The organism is Pseudomonadota bacterium, assembly GCA_034660915.1.
In the GTDB taxonomy this organism is placed as follows: Bacteria; Desulfobacterota; Anaeroferrophillalia; order Anaeroferrophillales; family Anaeroferrophillaceae; genus DQWO01.
The window spans coordinates 1-2,746 of record JAYEKE010000139.1 but is presented as its reverse complement, the minus strand read 5'-3'; the positions used below and the strand labels follow the sequence as shown (position 1 = coordinate 2,746).

General features: G+C 43.7%; 4 protein-coding genes. All 4 read right to left on the bottom strand.

The annotated features are described in order from the left end of the window. Window positions 1-658, bottom strand: a 658-nt coding sequence (gene cas1 / locus U9P07_08480) for a CRISPR-associated endonuclease Cas1 (GenBank protein MEA2109438.1), incomplete at its 3' end; no start/stop codon positions are given. Between the two features lie 62 nt (window positions 659-720). After that, entirely contained in the window at window positions 721-1,329 is a 609-nt protein-coding gene (locus U9P07_08475) for a hypothetical protein (protein MEA2109437.1), read from the bottom strand. Between the two features lie 341 nt (window positions 1,330-1,670). Continuing rightward, a complete protein-coding gene (locus tag U9P07_08470) occupies window positions 1,671-1,937 on the bottom strand; it encodes a hypothetical protein (GenBank protein ID MEA2109436.1) in 267 nt (88 codons plus the stop codon). A gap of 267 nt (window positions 1,938-2,204) precedes the next feature. Beyond that, window positions 2,205-2,746, bottom strand: a 542-nt coding sequence (locus U9P07_08465; GenBank protein ID MEA2109435.1) for a group II intron maturase-specific domain-containing protein, incomplete at its 5' end; no start/stop codon positions are given.

Sequence of the window (2,746 nt, the reverse complement as noted above, 5' to 3'; positions counted from 1 at the left end):
AAGGATCCAGACCAACAGTTTCCAAAGCGGCATCAACCCGATAGAACAACAAGGTATAGAGAAAGCTGAGGACAGCATTGACATTATCTTGTGGTGGATTCATACTCCGACCATTAAAAACAGCCCAGCCAGGTTTTATCGCCCGGCGAAAAACCGAGAAATAGTAACGTGCGCCTATGCCTTCAAAACCACGAATACTTTTCAGATTATCCGCTTTTTCCAAAGAAATGAGGATTTGCTTCAAACCAGACATAGCTTTTTTACCCTCACTACCAAGCTCTTTAGTACGTAAAGTTCGCTGCATGAACGTTAACTGGTTTCGCAGCTTTCCACGCACTATCGCCTTAACAAACGCAAGCACAAACCGCTCATCTTCCAGGGATTGGAATTGACGCTGGCGTAAAAAAACATTTTTTCCCTGGGGAAATGTCAATCGGCCATTGAAGCGGCCATTACGGTGGAGAAAAACGGTATTTATCCGGTGTCGCATGAGCAAGTTGATTGCCGCACTGGTGATTTCTATGCGGCCGATAATCAGCAGTTGCTCGGTTTTGAAGGGAAAAATGGTTTTCAGGATATCGTCGCCCTTCTTAAGCTGCAGGACATCACCTTTTTTCATCAGGCGACCATAATCCGAAATGATATAAATTATCGACATATGAACCCGTTAAGAGGCTTTTATGATCTCAGATCCAAAAAGCACAACCAGAGTTATACATTTCATGTCGTTTCCCGGCAGCTGATATAAGCTGAAGCTGCCAGGCGGCTCCACAACTCAAACCGTCCATCAATACAAATCTCAGCGGGAGATTTAAAACCCAAAGAGGCAAGACCTTCTCCAGGAGATACTTCAGGAAGACAAGAAGACTGCCACACAGCAGTAAAAACCAGGCCAAGATGAACCAGGCCAACTTCACTTTCATTTTCGTAAAGCCAGCATAACGGTCGTAATGATTCAATAGATGGCGATTGTATCTCCTCCTTTAATTCACGCCACAGGCAATTTTCCGCTGTGGCTGCCAATGACGAAGATCGATCTCCCCATTCAACATGACCACCAACCCCACAACTGAACTGTTGCAACAATCTTTTCTCACGACCGCCAATTCTGGAATAGCACCATATCCCGCCGGGAGAAATCCATGACCCACTTTCCAGTAACAAATATGGAATAATTTGCAGATAATCAGGATTTGTTTCAGCTTGCCCCCTTACCAACCACACCGGCTCACCTGGCCAGTCAAAAATGTCAACAGGAACCGTACCGGTTTGGGTTAAATGGCCACAATCTGCTTTTGGTACCGTTAAAATCTGAGAATCAGAAGGCATAAAAAAACCTTTGAAAAAGCATTTAAGTCCAGAGTTTCTTCAACACTTACGAGTTATTGAATGGGTTTCGGGACATAACAGTTAGTACCTTTGCCAGCATATGAAACCCATATTTTCCCCCAATTTCTCTTATCTTTTCAGTCGAAGACGCGTCTCAATCCTTTTTTCCATAAGGCTCATTCATTCAGGATATAACGCTGCGCTTCACCCGCCGGGCGCGAGGAAGCAATGAGTTTAAACAACCAGTTAAATCGCACACCTACAGCGCTTGCAAGTCGCCGCTGATTAGCCCGGACGGCCGTGAAAGCGCTTGTTATACTCTTTTTTTTTATTATTTTTGGCTACTTAAATATAATCCCGTATTTGTAAAAAAAACTGGCTATTTTAGAATACGTATCAGAGATACTTGTAGCTTTTACCATATATTTTTCGGGCATATTAAATGCGAAAGGGTACGGTGGCACAAAATCCAAATCAAGGATTACAGGGTATTTTCCACCATCCTTTACTGATAATGTTCCGCTATAATGTACCCAATCATCAGCTCTTGGGATAATTCCATATATATCTTCTTTTGACTCGAAAATGATATTATTTTTTTTGGGCATTAAGACATCTCAGTATCAAAGTATAACAGTAGCAATAACTGGAAAATGAGGAAACAGTCTCAATCCTTTTTTCCATAAGGCTCATTCATTCGCTTACTGGTTGAGTAGACCGGTTTCTTCCAATACTATAGGTTGAGGTTTGTTTTCCCCGTTTGCCGCCTGGTTTCCCGGCGGTGTCACAATATTTCAACCATACATCAGTTGGCCCCAGCCCCTCTTAGAACCGTGCTGGCGCTATTCACGCACACGGCTCCTCACGAGCACACTTCACATCCAAGTGAGAAGATTTACCATTATTCGCGGTTGAGGTAGCGGGAACTTCTTGAGCAAGAGACTAAATTTCTCCCAGCTCATACATCTCCGTTTCCCTCGTCGGTTGAGCCATTTGAATAAAAGACAGCGTACCTCATAGGCAAATCGATTTACACCTTTCGAGTTGTCTGTTACTCCATAATAGGCAAAGTGACCTTGTAATTTTAATGCCACTTTTTCCATAAGCTCACGTGTAGGCAAGGTTCTATTGGCTCTCAGCCAATCTTTAAATATGCGGATTTTAAGGGTAAACTTCTTACGTGCAGTCACCCGCTTCATCCGAAATCGCTTGCCGTCTCTTGTCCGACTACAGTAGTGTGTAAATCCTAGAAAATCGAAGGTTTCCGGCTTACCGCCATCTCTCTTTGCACCTGATTCAGCGGTCGGACCAAATTTGATTACCTTGGTCTTTTCCGGGGCGATCTCAAGTCCGAATCCAGCCAGTCGCTCATCGAGTTCGTGACGAAAACGGTTTGCGTCGTTTTCATTTTGAAAAC